Origin of the sequence: Muricoccus vinaceus, assembly GCF_042433125.1 — a bacterium.
GTDB classification, from domain to species: domain Bacteria; phylum Pseudomonadota; class Alphaproteobacteria; order Acetobacterales; family Acetobacteraceae; genus Roseomonas; species Roseomonas vinacea.
Map to the genome: position 1 here is coordinate 14619 of NZ_JBHLVZ010000064.1, position 18024 is coordinate 32642.

Consider the following 18024-nt stretch of genomic DNA (forward strand, 5'->3'; position numbering starts at 1 on the left):
GAGGGTCGGATTGGGGCTTGGAGGGGCTGGAAACGCAAGAGGGGCGGCCCTTGCGGGCCGCCCCTCCGATGAACAGTCCTGCGCAGGACCGGCGTGGCGCCGGACCCGCCCGGCGTCAGCGCTTGCTGAACTGGAAGGAGCGTCGGGCCTTCGGCTTGCCGTACTTCTTCCGCTCGACCACGCGCGGGTCGCGCGTCAGGAAGCCGGCCTTCTTGAGGATGGGGCGCAGGCCCGGCTCGTAGTTGGTCAGCGCGCGGGACAGGCCGTGGCGCACCGCGCCGGCCTGGCCCGAAAGCCCGCCGCCGACGACCGTGCAGAACACGTCGAACTGCTGGTAGCGGTCGGCCACCAGGAAGGGCTGGGCGATCAGCATGCGCAGCACCGGGCGGGCGAAGTACTTGGAGGCCGGCTTGTCGTTGATCGTGACCGTGCCCTTGCCCGGCATGATCCAGACGCGGGCGATGGCGTTCTTGCGGCGGCCGGTCGCATAGGCGCGGCCGAGGCTGTCGCGCTTGGGCTCACGCGTGATCGCCGCGGACTCGGGGCTGGCGGGCGTGCCGGCGACGAGGTCCTTGAGATCGGCCAGGGAGGTGGCGGTGGTGGCGGTCGTCTCGCTCATGCTCAGGCGGCCTTCTTCGCGACGGCGAGGTTCTTGCGGTTCATCGAACCGACATCCAGCGTCTGGGGCGACTGGCCGGCATGCGGGTGCTCGGCGCCGGCATAGACGTGCAGGTTGCGCATCTGGGCGCGGCCGAGATTGTTGCGGGTGATCATCCGCTCCACGGCCTTCTCGAGCACGCGCTCGGGGAAGCGGCCCTCGAGGCCGGCGCGGATGGAGCGCCCCTTGATGCCGCCGGCATAGCCGGTGTGCCAGTAGAAGATCGACTGCTCGGCCTTGTTGCCGGTCACCCGCACACGCTTGGCGTTGATGATGACCACGTGGTCCCCGCAATCGACATGCGGGGTGAAGGTGGTCTTGTGCTTGCCGCGCAGGCGGTCGGCCACGATGGCGGCGAGGCGGCCGAGGACGAGGCCGTCGGCGTCGATGAGGATCCAGTTCTTCTGGACCTCCGCCGGCTTGATCGAGCGGGTCTGGGTTTGCAGCATGATCCGTGTGTTCAGTCAGAAATGTGAGCCGCATATGGCCGGGATGCCGACGGGCGTCAAGGAAAACCTATGTGGTATCATGATACCACATAGCCTTCCGCCCCTGCTTTCCCCGTGCCGGAGCACCCATCTGGGACGCTGATGCGCCGCTGGTTCCTCCTTCTCCTCTTCCCGCTGATCGCCGCGCTGCTGATGCTCTTGCCGCGTGCCGTGGTGCTGCCGCCCGCCTGGGACCCCACGGCGCCGCTGGACCTTCGGGCGCCGCCGGGCCTGCTGACCCGGTACAAGCTGTCCCGCATGAACCGGGAGCCGGGCGCCTGCCTGGCGGCCTTCGCCGTCTCCGGCATTCCGCTCCAGTCCCTGCCGCCGCAACCCGCGCAGGACGGCTGCGGCATCGCCGAGCCCGTCCGCATGCCGGGCGAGCTTCGCTTCTCCCCTTCCCCGCCCGTGGTGAACTGCCCCATCGCCGCGGCCTGGGTGGTGTTCGAGCGCCACGGGCTGCAGCCCGCCGCCGTGGAGGCCTTCGGCCAGCGGGTGACGGGGGTTCGGCACCTCGGCGCCTACAACTGCCGCAACGTCTATGGGCGCGAGGGCGGGCGGCGCAGCCAGCACGCCACCGCCAACGCGCTGGACGTGGCGGGCTTCACCCTGGCCGACGGGCGCACCGTCGGCCTGCCGCGCGACTGGACGGCGCCCGGCCCGCCCGGGGCCTTCCTGCGCAGCGTGCGGAGCGCCGCCTGCCAGGTCTTCGCGACGGTGCTGGGGCCGGACTACAACGCCGCCCATCACGACCACTTCCATCTGGACCGCGGGGACTGGGGAACATGCCGATGAACCAGCCACCGATCGCCGTGATCGGCGCCTCCGGCCGGTCGGGGGTGGCGCTCTGCCGGGCCCTGGCCGCCGAGGGCCTGCCCTTCCGCCCGGTGGTGCGCGACGCCGGGCGCTGGGCCGCGACCGGATTGTTCGGGGAGCCCCGATTGGCGGACCTGCGGAACCCCGCCGCGCTGCGAGACGCGCTGGCGGGCGCGGCCCGGGTGGTCTCCTGCGCCCATGCCCGCCACGCCCCGTCGATCCTGCAGGCGGCCCCGGCCGGCGCGCCGCTGGTGCTCATGGGCAGCACGCGCCGCTTTTCCCGCTGGGCCGACGACCATGGCGACGGCGTGCGGCGCGGCGAAGCCGCGCTGATGGAGAGCGGCCGGCCCGGCGTGATCCTTCACCCCACCATGATCTACGGCGCGGAAGGAGAGGACAACGTGCAGCGCCTGGCGGCCCTGCTGCGCCGCCTTCCCATCGCGCCCCTGCCCGGCGGCGGCGCCTCGCTGGTGCAGCCGGTCCACCAATCCGACGTGACGCGGGCCCTGGTTTCGGCGCTGCGCCGGGAGTGGGACGGGCCACGGGCCGTGGTCGTGGCGGGGCCCGAGCCCCTCCCCTATGCCGATTTCCTGCGCGCGGTCTGCCGCGCGGCGGGATTTGCCGCGCCGCGCGTGGTGCCGCTGCCGCTCGCGCCGCTGGTGGCGCTTGTTCCCCTGCTGCGGATCATCCCCCGCCTGCCCCGCATCCGCGCCGCCGAGCTGCGCCGGCTGACGGAGGACAAGGCCTTCGACACCGGGCCCATGCGCGCGCTGCTCGGCGTGGACCCGATCGGCCTGGAGGAAGGACTTCGCCTCACCTTCGCGCGCCGGGCCGCCTGACGGGCTTGGCACCCTGGCCGCGCGCCCTCACCATCCGCCCGAACCCCGCAACGGAGACCCCATGCCGATCATCAACCGCATCGCCGAATTCCACGACGACATGACGGCCTGGCGCCGCGACTTCCACCAGCACCCCGAGCTGAACTTCCAGGAGGTCCGCACCGCCGGCATCGTGGCGGAGAAGCTGCGGGAGTTCGGCTGCGACGAGGTGATCACCGGCATCGCCACCACCGGTGTGGTCGGCGTGATCCGGGGGCGCGGCGAGGGCGGTGCCATCGGGCTCCGCGCCGACATGGATGCCCTGCCGATCCACGAGGAATCGGGGGTGCCGCACGCCTCCGTGACGCCGGGCGTGATGCATGCGTGCGGGCATGACGGGCACACCACCATGCTGCTCGGCGCCGCGCGCTACCTCGCGGAGACGCGGAACTTCTCCGGCACGGCCTTTATGATCTTCCAGCCCGCCGAGGAGATGGGCGGCGGCGGCGAGGTGATGGTCAAGGAAGGGTTGTTCGAGCGCTTCCCGATGGACCGCGTGTTCGGCCTGCACAACTGGCCTGGCGCGCCGGAGGGCACCTTCCTGTGGCGCGTGGGGCCGGTGATGGCGGCGGTGGCGGACATCCGCATCACCGTGACCGGCAAGGGCGCGCATGGCGCCATGCCGCACCAGGGGAACGACCCCATCGTCATCGCCTCCCAGATCGTCACCGCCTTCCAGTCCATCGTGGCCCGCAACGTGGAGCCGGTGGAGGCGGGTGTGATCACCATCGGCAAGATCGAGGGCGGCATGGCCTTCAACGTGATCCCCGAGGTGGTGAACCTGCGCGGCACGGCGCGCTGGTACCTGCCGGAGGTCGGCGACATCCTGGAGAGCAAGGTGCGCGCCCTCGCCACCGGCATCGCCGCCGCCTATGGCGCGGAGGCCGAGGTGCATTTCGACCGGATGTACCCCGCCACCATCAACGAGGAAGCCAGCACCGCCCTGGCCGCGGAGGCCGCCCGCGCCGTGGCGGGCGATGCGAAGGTGGAACGTCTCCCCAAGCCCACCATGGGCGGCGAGGACTTCTCCTTCATGCTGAACGCCAAGGACGGCGCCTACCTCATGCTCGGCGCCGGGCGCTCGCCGGAGGACCCGCAGGTCCACCACCCCCGCTACGACTTCAACGACGCGGTGCTGCCCCTGGGCGCCTCCTGGTGGGCGACCATGGTGGAGCGGCAGCTTCCACGGCGGGGCTGATCAGCTCCCGACCCGGAGCGTCGAGACGAGGCCGCGCAGCAGGGCCAGGATCGAGAGGGGGGTGAGCTTGCCGGTGCGGGGGTTGGTCTCGCTCGGCACGCCCTCCACGGTCATGAGCAGGCGGGCGGCCCCGGCCTCAACGCGGATGGTGTGGGTGTTGCGCGCGAGGCCGGGCACCGCCCAGATCTCGACGGTGGTGCGCTCCGGCCCGATGCCGGCCAGGGCCAGGGCGGCGGCGACGTTGACGTTGGCGGGGAAGCCCCGCGCCGCCTCCAGCGCGTTGCCCCTGAAGATCAGCGTGGGTTCCACCACCGCGCCCATATCGAGGCCCTGTTCGGCCAGGTAGGGGGCGCCTTCCAGCCCGCGCGGCGGCTTGCGGGTCTCGATGGTCACGCTTTCCACCGGGCCTTCCGCCACGGCCCGGACGGCGTCCAGCCCGAGGAGGGCGCCGGTGGGCACCAGGATGCGCGCACCGGTCCGCCGGGCCTCCGCCACCAGTTCCATGCGGGGCAGCAGCGCGCCGACCGAGGCGGGGACGAAGATCCGCCCGCGCGCGATGGCGGGCAGCGCGACCTGCTCGAACACGGCGGCCGGGGCGCATTCCACGACGATCTCGGCTTCCTCGGCCAGAGCGGCGAGGGGAACCAGGCGCGGGGGGTGGCGGAAGCCGGCGAGGCTCGCCTCCGCCTTCGCGCCGTCCCGGGCCGAGGCGGCGACGAGGCGCAGGCCTTCCACGCCCGCGTCCAGCCGCCGGGCCAGTTCCAGGCCGATGGCGCCGAGCCCCGCGATTCCGACGGTTTTCTCCACGAGTGGCGCTCCTGTCAGGTGACGGGCGAGAGGCCGCCATCGACGTTGATGGCGGTGCCCGTGACGTAGTCGCCGGGCTGGGAGACCAGCGCCAGGGCCATGGCAGCGAACTCCTCCGCCCGGCCCATGCGGCCCATGGGAATGGCGCGGCCGGATTCCGCCTTCCATTCCTCGTAGCTTCGCCCCTCGGGGGCGGCGGCGTGGCGGCGCACCCACTGGTCGCTGTCGATCTTGCCGACCAGCAGGGCGTTGACGTTGATGCCGAGCGGCGCCCCCTCCCCCGCCAGCACCTTGGTCAGGGCCAGCCCCGCGGCGCGGGAGACGGCGGTGGGGGCGCCCCCCGCGGGCGGCGCCTTGGCCCCGGTGTTCAACACGTTGATCACCCGCCCGAAGCGGCGCTCCGCCATGCCGGGCCAGGCCAGGCGCGTGAGGCGGATGGCGGCGAAGAGCTTGAGGTCCAGGTCCGCCTGCCAGTCCGCGTCGGTGATGGCGACGAAGGGGGCGCGGCGGGAGGTGCCGGCGTTGTTGACGAGGATGTCGATCCCGCCCAGCGCGGCCTCGGCGGCGGCGAAGGCGCGCCCGCAGCCATCGGCGGTGGAAACGTCGGCGGAAACGGGCGCGGCGTTGGGCAGGCCGGCGGCGGCCTCGGCCAGGGAGGCCTGGTCCCGCGCCACGATGGCGACCCGGGCGCCGGCCCCGGCAAAGGCCCAGGCCATGGCGAGGCCGAGCCCGCGGGAGCCGCCGGTGATCAAGGCGCGGCGGCCTTCGAGGGAGAGTTGCACGGCGTTCCTCCGGTTCCTTCGGGGCGCAAGTCCTGAAGGAAGCGCGGGCGCTGTCAACACGGGCAAGGAAGGGAATGGGCGACCTACGGGGCTCGAACCCGCGACATTCGGCACCACAAGCCGACGCTCTACCAACTGAGCTAAGGCCGCCATACTGCTGGAACCGCCGGTTCCAGCCCGCGGCGCGGTTTAGGGTGCGGGACGGCCCTCCGTCAACCGGGACATTTGGGCCGGGACCTTAGCCGGCGGCCCGGACTTCGGCGCCGCGGCGGGTTTCCTTCCACGCGGCGAGGCGGCCCAGCGCCTCGTCCAGCACCGAATCGGCCTTGCAGAAGGCGAAGCGGGCGTAGTGGTTCGGTGCCCCCTCCCCCGCGTAGAAGGCCGAGACGGGAATGGCTGTGACCCTGGCGGCCTCGGTGATGTGGCGGCAGAAGGCCACGTCGTCCCCGGTGAAGCCGAGAGGACGGAAGTCTGCGGTCACGAAGTAGGAGCCCTGGGTGGGCAGCACCGCGAAACCCAGGGCCGAGAGCCCCGCCGCCAGCCGGTCCCGCTTGGCCTGGAGCGAGGTGGAGAGGCCGGCGAAATAGGCGTCGTCCATGCCGAGGCCGACCGCCACCGCCCGCTGGAGGTTGGGTGGCGTGGTGAAGGTCAGGAGCTGGTGCGCCTTGGCCACGTTGGGTGCGAGCGACTTGTCGGCGGTGATGTAGCCCACCTTCCAGCCCGTCAGGCTGAAGGTCTTGCCGGCGCTGCTGATCCGCATGCAGCGCTCCCGCATGCCCGGCAGGGTCATCAGCGGAATGTGAGACCAGCCGTCGAAGGTGAGGTGCTCGTAGACCTCGTCGCACACGGCATAGGCGCCATGGCGCTGGACGAGGTCGGCGACGAAGGCCAGCTCGGCGGCGGTGAAGACCTTGCCGGCCGGGTTCATCGGCGAGTTGAGCAGGATGGCCTTGGTGCGCGGGCCGAAGGCCGCGGCGAGCTCCGCGCGGGGAAGCTCCCACTTCGGGGGCGTCAGGCGCACCAGCTTCGGGATGGCGCCGAGCATCCGCACCACCGGCAGGTAGGTGTCGTAGAGCGGCTCGATCAGCACGCACTCGTCGCCGGGATCCAGCACGGCCATGAGGCAGGCGGTGATGGCTTCCGTGGCGCCGGAGGTGACCACGACCTCCGAGACCGGGTCGATCTCCAGCCCGTAGAAGCGGCGGTTGGCCTCGGCCACCGCCTGGCGAAGCTCGGGCACGCCGGTCAGGGGCGGGTACTGGTTGCGGTGGTCCAGCAGGGCATCCGCCGCGGCGCGGAGCACGGGCTCCGGCCCTTCGTAGTCCGGGAAGCCCTGGCCGAGGTTGATCGCCCCGTGCTGCACCGCCAGCGCGGACATCACGGTGAACACGGTGGTGCCGGTGGAGGACAGCAGCGCGTTCTGCGGCTTCAGGGCGGGATGGAGTTGGGGGTTCATGCGGGCCTGGTGCGTTCCGGTGGGCGGCGCCCGAGGCCGCCGGGCGAACCCCGTGCGGGCCGGGCCCGTGAAGGGTTGCGCCCATGATGGGGTCGTCAGCCCGCCCGCGCAATCTCACCGGCACGAACTGCCTGCAAATTAGGCAGATTGCCCGCTCCCCTCGTCCGGACGGGGTGGGGCTTTCCAGAATCGCCCGGCTGCGGCATTGCCCGCCCGGCACGGGCCGTGCAACGTCCGCCGGCCAGCGGCCCTCTCCAGGGGGCCGCGGCCAAGACGCGGGAGGAGCGGGGTGCACCGCGCCCCGCGGGATACGGAGCCGATGAAAAAGATCGAAGCGATCATCAAGCCCTTCAAGCTCGACGAGGTGAAGGACGCGCTCCACGAGATCGGGCTGCAAGGCCTGACCGTGGTCGAGGCCAAGGGCTTCGGGCGCCAGAAGGGGCACACCGAACTCTACCGCGGCGCGGAATACGTCGTGGACTTCCTGCCGAAGGTGAAGATCGAGGTGATCTGCTCCGACGACCTGGCCGAGCGCGCCGTGGAGGCCATCACCGCCGCCGCGCGGACAGGGCGGATCGGCGACGGCAAGATCTTCATCACCGACGTGCAGGACGTGGTGCGCATCCGCACCGGCGAGCGCGGCGAAGAGGCCGTGTAAGAAGTTTCCCGCCTGCGGGCCCAGAGGGGCGTGCGGCGGGCCGGGCGGGGCAGGAACGGTCCCGCGAGTTTAACGCGTTTCAGCTCAACAGGGGCCATTACATGGCGAATGACAAGGAAAGCGTCTCCAAGGTGATGGAGATGATCAAGGAGAACAGCGTCGAGTACGTGGACTTCCGGTTCACGGACCCGCGTGGCAAGTGGCAGCACACCGCCCAGCACGTCTCCACCATCGAGGAGGACACCTTCTCCGAAGGCATCATGTTCGACGGTTCGTCGATCGCCGGCTGGAAGGCGATCAACGAGTCCGACATGATCCTCATGCCGGACACGCTGAACGCGTGCATGGACCCCTTCAGCGCGAAGCCGCAGCTGATCCTGTTCTGCGACATCATCGAGCCCTCCACCGGACAGCTTTATTCCCGTGACCCGCGCGGCACGGCGAAGAAGGCCGAGGCCTACCTGAAGTCCGCCGGCATCGGCGACACCGCCTTCTTCGGCCCCGAGGCCGAGTTCTTCGTGTTCGACGACGTGAAGTTCGGCACCGGCGGCAACTACGGCCACTACAAGCTGGAGAGCGGCGAGGGCCCCGGCGCGTCCATGAAGGACTTCCCCGAGGGGAACATGGGCCACCGCCCCGTCGTGAAGGGCGGCTACTTCCCGGTGAACCCGGTCGACAGCGAGGTCGACCTGCGCGCCGAGATGCTGTCGACCATGATGGAAATGGGCGTGCTCGGCGAGAAGCACCACCATGAGGTGGCGCAGAGCCAGCACGAGCTGGGCACCAAGTTCGGCCCGCTGCTGACCCAGGCCGACCACATGCAGATCTACAAGTACTGCATCCACAACGTCGCCCATTCCTACGGCAAGACGGCGACCTTCATGCCGAAGCCGATCTACGGCGACAACGGCTCGGGCATGCACGTGCACCAGTCCATCTGGAAGGACGGCAAGCCGCTCTTCGCCGGCAACGGCTACGCGGACCTGTCGGACTACGCGCTCTGGTACATCGGCGGCATCATCAAGCACGCGAAGTCGCTGAACGCCTTCACCAATCCGCTGACCAATTCCTACAAGCGGCTGATCCCGGGCTTCGAGGCCCCCGTGCTGCTGGCCTACTCGGCCCGCAACCGCTCCGCCTCCTGCCGCATCCCCTACGCGACGAGCCCGAAGGCCAAGCGCGTCGAGGTGCGCTTCCCGGATCCGGGCGCGAACCCCTACCTCGCCTTCGCCGCGATGCTCATGGCGGGCCTGGACGGGATCAAGAACAAGATCCACCCCGGCGACCCCATGGACAAGGACCTCTACGACCTGCCGCCCGAGGAGCTGAAGGGCATCCCGACGGTGTGCGGCTCGCTGCGCGAGGCGCTGGAGTCCCTGGAGGCCGACCACGAGTACCTGCTGGCCGGCGACGTGTTCTCCAAGGACCAGATCGAGAGCTACATCGAGCTGAAGTGGCAGGACGTGTACAAGTTCGAGCACACGCCGCACCCGGTTGAGTTCGAGATGTACTACTCGGTCTGAGCCGGTAGGCTTCCGAGGCCTGTTTCGTGCCGGCCCGCGTCGCAACGACGCGGGCCGGTTGCGTTTTATGGGGCAAGGTTCGCGAACCGGCGGGCCGGATGGAGGAAAGGTGCCATGGAACCGGTCGTCATCGCCGTCGCCATCACCGGGTCGGTGCCGCGCAAGGCCGACAACCCGGCCGTGCCGACCAGCCCGGCGGAGCAGGTGGAATCGACCCATGCCGCCTTCGAGGCCGGGGCCTCCCTGGTCCATATCCATGTCCGCAACCCCGACGAGAGCCCGTCCTCCGACCCCGCCCTTTTTGCCCAGGTGCAGGAGGGGGTGCGGCGCCACTGTCCCGGCATGATCGTGCAGTTCTCCACCGGTGGTCGCGGGCGCGATCCGTCCCAGCGCGGCAACGCGCTGGACCTGCGGCCGGACATGGCCTCGCTTTCCACGGGTTCGGTGAACTTCCCGACCATCGTCTACGAGAATTCCGCGGCCCTGGTGACGGACCTGGCCACGCGCATGCGCGACAACGGCGTGCGGCCGGAGATCGAGGTCTTCGACCTGTCGCACATCCACGGCGCCCGCCGACTGGTGGAGGTCGGGCTGATGGACGAGCGGCCGCATGTGCAGTTCGTGATGGGCGTGAAGAACGCCATGCCGGCGGAGGAGCACCTGCTGGACCTCCTGCTGGGGGAGCTCCGGCGCGTGCTGCCCAAGGCGACCTGGACCGCTGCGGGCATCGGCGCCAATCAGGCACGGGTGATGGAATGGGTGCTGGCCCGCGGGGCGGACGGGGTGCGCACGGGTCTGGAGGACAACATCCGCGTCACCCGCGACCGGCTGGCCGCCAGCAATGCCGAACTGGTGCAAATGGCCGCCGAGGCCGCCTCCCGGCACGGCCGGCGGTCGGCGGGTCCGGAGGAAGCGCGCCGGATGCTGGGCATCGGGCCGGGCTGAAACCGCCCCGCTGCGCGGCAAGTCCCGGCGCGGTCAGCGGTTCCGCATCTGCTCGGGCCAGGTCACCAGGGGGATCAGCGCATTGCCGGCCGCACGGTCGAAGTTGGTCCAGGTGCGGCAGTCCACCATAACCCATCGCCCGGCTTCGGGCCTGGTCGCGCCGGCCATGGCGGGGCAGCGGCGGGTGGAGGCGAACCAGGCCGCCTTGGCCGACCACTCCGCCCCGTCCTGGCCGGGATGATCGAGGTTGACCCAGGCCTCCCAGCGGATCTTGCCCAGGCCCCGCGCGAACCAGAAGCGCTCCATGGCATTGCTTTCGCCGGCCAGGGGATGGGTGAAGTGGTCGGAGACGATGAGGTCCGCCGGGAAGCGGCCGGCGGGCTCGCCCCGGACCAGGAAGGGAAATTCGAGCTGCGCCGGATGCCACCGCGTCAGGCTCATGGCAAAGGCGCGCGGGCACTGATCGACGGAGCGTGTGACGGCGTTCGGCGCCACGCGCTGCCCTCGCGGCCCATCGAAGGCCAGCCAGCCCGGGGCCAGTGCGCCGCCGGGCCGGCAGTCGCGGCCTTGCAGCCACTTCACGCCGTCGCTGTCCTCCGAAAGCGCGAAGGAGGCCTCGGCGCCGCGCAGCACGGCCGCGTCCCCGCCATCCGCGCCCGGGTCGAAACGGCCGAAACGGTTGGAACCGCCGCCGAACTCGAAGGTCTGCGCCGCGGCAGGCAGGCCGCGGAGGGTCGACAGGTAGGCGTCCGAGGCCTGGTAGCCCAGCGGCGCGCCCGCGCGGTGCTCCGGGGCGGGCCAGTCGTGCTTGCGGTAGCCCATTCCCTGTGAGGGCAGGAGCGGCGCCCGCCGCGTGCAGCCGGGCTCGAAGGGCAGGATTCCCGGCATGATCCGCCCCTGTTCATCCAGGCAATTGGACTGCACCAGGTAATCCATGGCCGCCGGCAGTTCCGCCGCCATGGCGTGGGCGGAAAGGGCAAGCAGGACGAGAACCGGGTTCAACCACCGGCGCGGCGCACCACCCCTCGGCCGGATGGGCCCGCACGGCCTCCGGGCCGGGTGAAACGCCTTGTTCCGCATCCCCATGCGCCAGTCGCCCCTCCGCGCACCCGCCCTGCCGGATCGTGCCACACGCCGGTCCCCGCGCGCAGCCCGTCCGCGGCGCCGGGGGCCTGGACGTGGCGGCGGAACCAGGCATGGTGCGGCATCGCAGGCCACGGCCTCGCCACCGGTCCGGGCGGCGGGGTATGTGCCTTGCTTGGCGCACCGGCAAAGGAGAGTGCCCCCTGTTCCTGCCCTCCCCTGGCCGCATGGCCTTCCGTGCCCATGTTGGCGCGGCCTTCGCGCTGATGCTGGCGCCCGTGCTGACGGTGATGGTGATCAGCGTCTTCCGCCAGGAGATCGTCTCCTTCCCGCCTTCCGGGCTGACGCTCGGCTGGTACGTGAATGCCTGGGAAAGGCAGGAATTCGCGCGCGGCTTTTCCACCAGCCTCCAGGTGGCCACCCTCGCCATGCTGATCGGTGTGCCGCTGGGCACCGCCGCCGCCCTCGCGCTGGTACGCGGCCGCCCTCCCGGCGCCTCGGCCCTCAGCACGCTGCTGCTCGGTCCGCTGGCGGTGCCGGGGGTGGTCGCGGGCACGGCGCTCTACATGTTCTACCTGCGGGCCGAGTTCTGGATCGACAGCGACATCACCTCCACGCTGGGGGGGCTGGTGGCCGCCCATGTGCTGCTGACCATTCCCTGGACCGTGCGCCTGGTGACGGCGAGCCTGCAGGGGATGGACATCTCGGCCGAGGAGGCCGCCGCCAATCTCGGCGCCCGCCCCTTCACCGTGTTCCGCCGCATCACGCTGCCGGCCATGCGGCCCGGAATCATCGCCGCCTGCCTGTTCTCCTTTATCCAGAGCTTCGAGAACCTGGAGCTGAGCCTGCTGCTGGTGGGGCCCGGGCGCACCACCCTGCCCGTGGCCATGCTGAACTACCTTGAGTTCCGGGTGGACCCGACGCTGGCGGCCGTCGCCACCGTGCAGATCGTGCTCGTGGCCGTGCTGATGCTCATCACCGACCGCTTCGTTTCCATCGCGAGGACCGTATGACCCGAACCCGCAGCAGGGCCACCGCCTGATGGGCAACCTCGTGCTGGACGGGCTCGGCAAGCGCTTCGGCGCCTCCGTCGCCGTGGAGCGGGTCGATCTCGACGTGCCGCAGGGGCAGATGGTGGCGCTGCTGGGCCCGTCGGGCTGCGGCAAGACCACGACGCTCCGCATGGTCGCGGGCTTCGTGCCGCCGAGTGAGGGGCGCGTGCTGATCGCGGGCAAGGACGTCACCCGCGCCCCGCCGCATGGGCGGGACACGGGCATGGTGTTCCAGTCCTACGCGCTGTTCCCGCACATGACGGTGGCGCAGAACGTGGCCTTTGGCCTGGAAATGCGGCGGGTGAACCGCGCCGATCGGGAATCCCGCACGCGCGAGGCGCTGCGCATGGTCCGGCTGGAGGGGCTGGAGGACCGGCTGCCGCGCCAGCTTTCGGGCGGGCAGCAGCAGCGCGTGGCCCTGGCCCGTGCCCTGGTGGTGAACCCGGCGGTGTTCCTGCTGGACGAGCCGCTGAGCAACCTCGACGCCAAGCTGCGGGGCGAGGTGCGGATGGAGATCCGCGCCCTCCAGCAGCGCCTGGGCCTGACCACCCTGATCGTGACCCATGACCAGGAGGAGGCACTGACCATGGCCGACCGGCTGGTGGTGATGGAACGCGGAAGGGTGCGCCAGGTCGGCACGGCGGAGGACCTGTACGAGCGTCCCGCCGATCCCTTCGTCGCCGGCTTCGTCGGCCGCTGCAACCTGGTGGAGGGGGCGCTGGACTCGCCCGGCGCCTTCCGCGCGGCATCCGGCGCGCTGCTGGCCTGCGCGGGCGGGCCTCCGCCGCCCGGCCGGCCCGTGCTGGCGCTGCGGCCCGAGCATGTGCGGATCACCCCCGCGGAGGGCGGGCCGGCCCGCCTGCGCGCGGTCACCTACCTGGGCGCGCAAACGGAGTATCATGCGGAACTCGGCGGCACGCCCCTGGTGGCGGTGCTGCCGACGCCCGGGGCGGACAGCCCGCTGCGCCGCCTCTCGCCCGGCGATGCCGTGGCGCTTTCGTGGGAACCCTCGGCCGCCCGGCTGCTGCCGGCGGCGCGACATGACGAGAAAGGAGCCTGACGCATGAACATCACGCGACGCGCGACCCTCAGCACCGCCGCCATCGCCGCAGCGGCCGCCGGCCTGCCCGGCATCGCCCGAGCGCAGGCGAAACAGGTGGTGGTGGGCACCTGGGGCGGCGATTACGGCGAGCTGCTACGCCAGCACATCGACACGCCGCTGATGGGGCCCCAGGGCATCGAGGTGCTGCAGGACGTGGCCAATGCGGACCCGCGCAAGACCAAGCTGCTGGCCGAGCGCCAGGCGCGGCGCGGCACCTTCGACGTGGCCTGCCTGTCCGACACGGACATGCAGATGATGGCCCAGCAGAATACGCTGGACACGCTGGACTTCGGCCGGCTGTCGCGCGCGGGCAGCATCGTGCCGGCGCTGCGCAAGCCCTACGCCATCCCGCACATCTATTCGGCGCTGGTGCTGCTCTACAATCCGGACAAGGTGACGACGGCCCCCACCTCCTTCGCGGATATGTGGGACCCCAAGTACCGCGGCCGGGTCGGCTTCTCGGACATCCTGTATTCCACCAACACCTTCGCCGCGGCGATGGCGGGCGGCGGCAGCTTCAGCGACTACGGCCCGGCCAAGGGCAAGCTGATGGAACTCCGCTCGCTCGACGCGAAGATCTTTCCCTCCAACGAGGCGCTGGCGGCCGCGCTGAAGGGCGAGGAGGTGTGGATGACGCCGATGTGGCTGGCACGCGGATACATGTGGCAGAAGGCTGGCATCCCGCTGCGCCACGTGGTGCCGAAGGAAGGCGCCTACGCCATCCTGTTCGAGGCCGCCCTGCCGCGGAACAGCCGCAACAAGGACAACGCCTACACCTACCTGGACGCCATGCTGAAGCCGGAGGCACAGACCGCCTTCGCGGACCGCATGGGCTACCTGCCGACCGTGACGGACGCGACTCTCCCTCCCGAGATCGCGTCCCGCATCAGCCTCAGCGAGGCCGACCAGGCGCGGCTGCGCTCGCCGGACTACGACTACCTGACGCGGGCGCATTCCGAGGTGCTGGACTTCTGGAACAAGCAGTTCAAGGGCTGATCACGTGGCCGCGCTCGTCCTTCCCGCCGGGATCCTGGTTTCGCTGCTGCTCGTCGCGCCGATGCTGCTGCTGTTCCGCATCTCGCTGAACGAGTACAGCCCGACCGAGATGATGGTGGAGGCGATGAGCGCGGCCAACTACCTGCGCGCCGTGGCCGACCCGTACTACCGCAGCGTTCTGGGAACGACGCTGGCGGTGGCCACCGGCAGCACGCTGCTCGCGCTCGTGCTGGGCTTTCCCGCCGCTTACTGGCTGGCGCGGATGCAGGGGCGGTGGAAGAGCCTCGCCACCATCCTGGTGCTGTTCCCTTTGCTGGTGGGCAACGTGGTGCGCGCGGCCGGTTGGATGGCCCTGCTGGGCAATGGCGGAGCGATCAACGCAGGCCTCCGCGGCCTGGGGCTGATCGCGGCGCCGCTGCCGCTGCTTTACAACACCGGCGCCGTTGTGGCGGGGATCGTCGCGGTGGTGCTGCCCTACATGGTGCTGACGCTGTCCGCGGTGATCGAGAGCATTCCGCGGCAGACCGAGGAAGCGGCGTCCAATCTCGGCGCCCACCCGATGACGGTGTTCCGCCGCGTGGTGCTGCCGCTGGCGCTGCCGGGGGTCGCCGCCGGTTCGGTGCTGGTTTTCGTGCTGTGCATGAACACCTATGCCAGCGCGGTGCTTCTGGGCGGGCCGCAGTTCAAGATGATGGCGCCCGCCGTCTACGACCAGTTCGTGCGGGGCAACAACTGGCCCTTTGGCGCGGCGCTGGCCTTTATCCTGCTCGGCATCACGCTGGTGCTGACCGTGGCGGGCAGCGCAATGCTCGGGCGCCGCTACCGCCGCCGGCAATCGGAGGAAACGACATGAGCGACAGCCCGCCCCCGGTCGGCACGGAAATCACGGCCAAGAATACGAAGCTCGGCATGCCGCCCGTGCCGGCGGCCACCGGGCGCGACCGCGGCGCCGGCCCCTACCGGCGGCTGGTGCTGCGTGGCGCGACGATCATCGACGGCACGGGCGCCCCGCCCTGGGGCCCGGCGGACATCGTGGTGGAGGGCGACCGGATCGCCTCCATCACCCCCGTCGGCACGCCGCATCGTCCGATCAGCCCGGGACGACGCCCACCAGGCGGGGACCGCGAGATCGACTGCCACGGCAAGTTCGTGACGCCCGGGTTGATCGACTGCCACACGCATATCGGCGTGCCCTACCACGCGCTGCACGGCACCGTCGCGCCGGCGGACTATGTCTACAAGCTGTGGCTGGCCCACGGCGTGACCACCGTGCGGGAGATGGGCTGCTTCAGTGGGCTGGACTGGGTGGCGGAGCAGCGCGAGGCCTCGGCGGCCAACCGCATCGCCGCGCCACGCATCCGCGCGCATCCCTACTTCCCCGCCGTGAACGACATGCTCAAGACCATCCACACGCCCGACGAGGCGCGGGACTGGCTGCGACGGGCCAAGGACGCGGGCGCGGACGGCGTGAAGTTCTTCGGGGGGCCGCCCGCGATCATGCGCGCGGCGCTGGAGGAATGCGGCAAGCTTGGGCTCCGCAGTGGCTGTCACCATGCACAGCAGGCGGTGACGCGCATGAACGCGCTCACCACGGCCCGCTGGGGCCTGACCAGCGCGGAGCATTATTATGGCCTGCCGGAGGCGCTCTACGACGACCGCGTGGTGCAGGCCTACCCGCCTGGCTACAACTACAACGACGAGTATTTCCGCTTCTCCGCCGCCGGGCAGACCTTCCTCCAGGCGGCCGAGCCGGGCAGCGCCAAGTGGAACGAGGTGCTGGAGCACTTCCTCGAGCTCGACTTCACCTTCGTTCCGACCTTCACGATCTACGACGCCAACCGCGACCTCATGCGCTTCCGCCGCGCCGACTGGCACGACGAGTACACCTGGCCGAGCATGTGGCGCTACTTCCAGCCCGCGCGGGGCGGGCACGGCGCCTACTGGTATCGCTGGTCGGTGTCCAACGAGGTGGAGTGGAAGGCGCACTACCGGCTTTGGATGCAGTTCCTGAACGCCTACAAGAACCGTGGAGGGCGGGTCTGCACCGGCAGCGACTCCGGATTCATCTTCCAGATCTTCGGCTTCGGCTACATCCGTGAACTGGAGCTGCTGCAGGAGGCGGGGTTCAACGGACTGGAGGTGCTGCGTTCGGCGAGCATCCTGGGCGCGGAACTGCTGGGCATCGATCACGAGACTGGCAGCATCGAGGTCGGCAAGATGGCCGACCTGCTGGTGCTGGACGAAAACCCGCTCGAGGACTTCAAGCTGCTCTACGGCACGGGCGCGCTGCGCCTGAACGACGAGACCAACAAGGCCGAGTGGCGGCGCGCGCTTCGTCACACGATCCGCGCCGGCCTGGTCTTCGACGTGGAGGAACTGCTGGGCGATATCCGCGCGATGGTGGCGGCGCAGAAGGAGGCGGAGGCGGGCGAGGCATGATGGACAGCACCGAGTTCATCCTGCTTGCGGGCTTCCTCGGCAGTGGCAAGACCTCTCTGCTCGTGGATTGGCTGGGCCTGCCGGACGCTGCGAATACGGCGGTGATCGTGAACGAAGCCGGTGAAATCGATGTGGATGGCGCCATCGTGGCCGAAGGCGGGACGCTGCCCATGGCGATGCTCGCCAATGGCTGCGTGTGCTGCTCCATGACCAGTGACCTGGTTTTCACCGTGCGTGCTCTGATCGAGGAGCGGGCCCGTGCAGGGCACCCGCCTTTCGCGCGGATCGTGCTGGAATGCTCGGGCCTGTCGCGGCCCGGACCGATCCTGCGCTCGCTGCTCCCGCTGGCGCCACTAGGACTGACCGTTCGTGTCGTGTCCACCTGCGATGCCTCGCAGGCAGTGCAGCACGCCGCGTATTTCGAGGAGGTCTCGGCGCAGCTGGCGGCTGCGGGCACCATCGTTCTGACCAAGCTTGACCTGTCCAGTGCTGAAGCGGCGGCTGCGCTGGCAGCGTCCATCAACCCGCTGGCGACATGCGTGGTGGAGACGGACCGGACCACACGGGCGAGATCGGCATTTCGCCCGGCCGCAGTGAGTGGCGCCATGCCCGAGATCGCCGGAAGCACCGCTCATCCCCGCGTCGCTGTCCTGCGGGCCACCTTCACCGATGCTGCCTCCTGGGAGGACAGGCTTGATTGGATGGAGGACCTTGCAGCCTTCTGCGGGGATCGGCTGTTGCGGGTAAAAGGGTTCGTGCGCCCGCCAGGCTCCACCGTGCCACTGCTTGTGCAGGCCGTAGGCAGCCTTTTCGCCCCACCGCTACCAATGCCCGGCAGTCCGGATCTGCCGGAGGGGCTGGTGGTGATCACCCGCGACCTCGGCGCGGCAGCATTGCGCGGCGGAATGCCGTCCCCGCTCGTGCGAATCGCGGCTATGCGAGAGTCGCCTCTGACCTGCGCACCGGTTGCAGCGACCTGATTTCAGGCTGAAGTTGGGTTAAGCTTCAGTAGCCGATTGCAGCCTTTGTCGGCTGGGCTGCCGAAGGCTGAAGACACGACCTGTGATCTCGGACACCCCCCAACGGCGAACCCCCACATGCTGTTTATGAGCATGTGGGGGTTTATGTTGTGTACGTTCCGGC

General features: G+C 70.4%; 18 protein-coding genes and 1 tRNA gene. 12 read left to right on the forward strand and 7 right to left on the reverse strand.

What is annotated here, in order from left to right; translation table 11 throughout:
* Window positions 1-115: 115 nt before the first annotated feature.
* Window positions 116-619 carry a 30S ribosomal protein S9 gene (gene rpsI, locus ACFFIC_RS18380; protein WP_377053001.1) on the reverse strand — a complete coding sequence of 168 codons (504 nt, stop codon included), beginning with the start codon at window positions 617-619 and terminating at the stop codon, window positions 116-118.
* 2 nt (window positions 620-621) lie between these two features.
* A complete protein-coding gene (gene rplM / locus ACFFIC_RS18385; RefSeq protein ID WP_377053003.1) occupies window positions 622-1107 on the reverse strand; it encodes a 50S ribosomal protein L13 in 486 nt (161 codons plus the stop codon).
* A gap of 141 nt (window positions 1108-1248) precedes the next feature.
* On the opposite strand from rplM, the gene ACFFIC_RS18390 reads away from it, so the two are divergent.
* The 3 genes from ACFFIC_RS18390 to ACFFIC_RS18400 all read left to right on the forward strand — a co-directional run bounded on the left by ACFFIC_RS18390 (window position 1249) and on the right by ACFFIC_RS18400 (window position 4038).
* The gene (locus ACFFIC_RS18390; RefSeq protein ID WP_377053005.1) at window positions 1249-1941 is read left to right on the forward strand and encodes an extensin-like domain-containing protein; all 693 of its coding nucleotides are present in this window, start codon (window positions 1249-1251) and stop codon (window positions 1939-1941) included.
* A complete protein-coding gene (locus ACFFIC_RS18395) occupies window positions 1938-2801 on the forward strand; it encodes an NAD(P)H-binding protein (protein ID WP_377053007.1) in 864 nt (287 codons plus the stop codon). The genes ACFFIC_RS18390 and ACFFIC_RS18395 overlap by 4 nt, the downstream gene beginning before the upstream one ends.
* 61 nt (window positions 2802-2862) lie before the next feature.
* Window positions 2863-4038, forward strand: coding sequence for a M20 aminoacylase family protein (locus ACFFIC_RS18400; protein ID WP_377053009.1), 1176 nt, complete (start codon window positions 2863-2865; stop codon window positions 4036-4038).
* On the opposite strand, the gene ACFFIC_RS18405 is transcribed toward ACFFIC_RS18400, so the two are convergent.
* The 4 genes from ACFFIC_RS18405 to ACFFIC_RS18420 form a co-directional block, all read right to left on the reverse strand.
* Window positions 4039-4863 (reverse strand): aspartate dehydrogenase, encoded by an 825-nt coding sequence (locus tag ACFFIC_RS18405; RefSeq protein WP_377053036.1) that lies wholly within the window; start codon window positions 4861-4863, stop codon window positions 4039-4041. It lies immediately after the preceding gene.
* Window positions 4860-5627: an SDR family oxidoreductase gene (locus ACFFIC_RS18410; protein ID WP_377053011.1), complete on the reverse strand. Its 768-nt coding sequence runs from the start codon at window positions 5625-5627 to the stop codon at window positions 4860-4862. Before ACFFIC_RS18410 ends, ACFFIC_RS18405 begins: the two co-directional genes overlap by 4 nt.
* A 77-nt stretch (window positions 5628-5704) precedes the next feature.
* Window positions 5705-5777: transfer RNA gene (locus ACFFIC_RS18415), tRNA-His, on the reverse strand.
* An 88-nt stretch (window positions 5778-5865) separates the two neighbouring features.
* Window positions 5866-7083: an aminotransferase gene (locus ACFFIC_RS18420; protein ID WP_377053013.1), complete on the reverse strand. Its 1218-nt coding sequence runs from the start codon at window positions 7081-7083 to the stop codon at window positions 5866-5868.
* Window positions 7084-7402: 319 nt separating this feature from the next.
* Between ACFFIC_RS18420 and ACFFIC_RS18425 the strand changes: the two genes are divergently transcribed.
* The 3 genes from ACFFIC_RS18425 (at window position 7403) to ACFFIC_RS18435 (ending at window position 10209) form a co-directional block, all read left to right on the forward strand.
* Window positions 7403-7741 carry a P-II family nitrogen regulator gene (locus ACFFIC_RS18425; RefSeq protein WP_073139598.1) on the forward strand — a complete coding sequence of 113 codons (339 nt, stop codon included), beginning with the start codon at window positions 7403-7405 and terminating at the stop codon, window positions 7739-7741.
* Between the two features lie 101 nt (window positions 7742-7842).
* The gene (gene glnA / locus ACFFIC_RS18430; protein ID WP_377053016.1) at window positions 7843-9264 is read left to right on the forward strand and encodes a type I glutamate--ammonia ligase; all 1422 of its coding nucleotides are present in this window, start codon (window positions 7843-7845) and stop codon (window positions 9262-9264) included.
* Window positions 9265-9378: 114 nt separating this feature from the next.
* The gene (locus ACFFIC_RS18435) at window positions 9379-10209 is read left to right on the forward strand and encodes a BKACE family enzyme (protein WP_377053018.1); all 831 of its coding nucleotides are present in this window, start codon (window positions 9379-9381) and stop codon (window positions 10207-10209) included.
* A gap of 33 nt (window positions 10210-10242) precedes the next feature.
* Here ACFFIC_RS18435 and ACFFIC_RS18440 read toward each other — a convergent pair whose 3' ends face one another.
* Entirely contained in the window at window positions 10243-11211 is a 969-nt protein-coding gene (locus tag ACFFIC_RS18440) for a hypothetical protein (protein WP_377053020.1), read from the reverse strand.
* A 308-nt stretch (window positions 11212-11519) separates the two neighbouring features.
* Here ACFFIC_RS18440 and ACFFIC_RS18445 point away from each other — a divergent pair, with 308 nt between their 5' ends.
* From ACFFIC_RS18445 to ACFFIC_RS18470, 6 genes are read left to right on the forward strand one after another with little or no spacing between them, the layout of a single operon-like run.
* Window positions 11520-12305: an ABC transporter permease gene (locus ACFFIC_RS18445; RefSeq protein WP_377053022.1), complete on the forward strand. Its 786-nt coding sequence runs from the start codon at window positions 11520-11522 to the stop codon at window positions 12303-12305.
* Window positions 12306-12333: 28 nt separating this feature from the next.
* On the forward strand, window positions 12334-13404 hold the full coding sequence (locus ACFFIC_RS18450; protein WP_377053024.1) for an ABC transporter ATP-binding protein: 1071 nt from the start codon (window positions 12334-12336) through the stop codon (window positions 13402-13404).
* Between the two features lie 3 nt (window positions 13405-13407).
* Window positions 13408-14442 carry an ABC transporter substrate-binding protein gene (locus ACFFIC_RS18455; protein ID WP_377053026.1) on the forward strand — a complete coding sequence of 345 codons (1035 nt, stop codon included), beginning with the start codon at window positions 13408-13410 and terminating at the stop codon, window positions 14440-14442.
* A gap of 4 nt (window positions 14443-14446) precedes the next feature.
* Window positions 14447-15295: an ABC transporter permease gene (locus ACFFIC_RS18460; RefSeq protein ID WP_377053028.1), complete on the forward strand. Its 849-nt coding sequence runs from the start codon at window positions 14447-14449 to the stop codon at window positions 15293-15295.
* The gene (locus tag ACFFIC_RS18465; protein WP_377053030.1) at window positions 15292-16881 is read left to right on the forward strand and encodes an amidohydrolase family protein; all 1590 of its coding nucleotides are present in this window, start codon (window positions 15292-15294) and stop codon (window positions 16879-16881) included. Before ACFFIC_RS18460 ends, ACFFIC_RS18465 begins: the two co-directional genes overlap by 4 nt.
* A complete protein-coding gene (locus ACFFIC_RS18470; protein ID WP_377053032.1) occupies window positions 16878-17861 on the forward strand; it encodes a CobW family GTP-binding protein in 984 nt (327 codons plus the stop codon). Before ACFFIC_RS18465 ends, ACFFIC_RS18470 begins: the two co-directional genes overlap by 4 nt.
* Window positions 17862-18024 lie beyond the last annotated feature (163 nt).